Origin of the sequence: Saccharothrix sp. NRRL B-16314, assembly GCF_000716595.1 — a bacterium.
Classification (GTDB): domain Bacteria; phylum Actinomycetota; class Actinomycetes; order Mycobacteriales; family Pseudonocardiaceae; genus Actinosynnema.
Map to the genome: position 1 here is coordinate 1 of NZ_JNXC01000141.1, position 390 is coordinate 390.

At 69.2% G+C, this 390-nt stretch carries 2 protein-coding genes; both read left to right on the forward strand.

Going from position 1 to position 390, the window contains the following annotated elements:
• Positions 1 to 48: 48 nt before the first annotated feature.
• Positions 49 to 291 (forward strand): hypothetical protein, encoded by a 243-nt coding sequence (locus tag OQ02_RS39400; protein ID WP_197043727.1) that lies wholly within the window; start codon positions 49 to 51, stop codon positions 289 to 291.
• A 40-nt stretch (positions 292 to 331) separates the two neighbouring features.
• The coding region (locus OQ02_RS47460; protein WP_442973742.1) for a hypothetical protein at positions 332 to 390 on the forward strand (59 nt) is incomplete at its 3' end.

Sequence of the window (390 nt, forward strand, 5' to 3'; positions counted from 1 at the left end):
GTGCACACCCCGTGAGGGAGGCCGAGCATGTCCCTACAGTTCATCGGCGTGGACCCGGAGTCCGGACAGACCGGGAGCCCGACGGCCTGGGTTGACGAGAAGACCCGTGACATCGTGCTCCAGAGCTACATCGCCGACGAGGCGACCCGCGCCGAGTGCATCGAGAAGAACGCGCCCGGCCACGACAAGACCATCCCGCCGGGCGAGACGGTGATCCGGATTCCCGCCCACATGATCCCGATCCTGAGGGAGGCCTGCGATGCGGCAGAACGAGCCGCCGCGCTTCGATGAGCTGCTCGCCGGCGCCCGCCGCTCGGCCGTCCACCTGGAGATGCGAGACGGGTACGCGGTCCAGGACGAGGCGGACGACTACCGGCGGTGGCGTGAGAC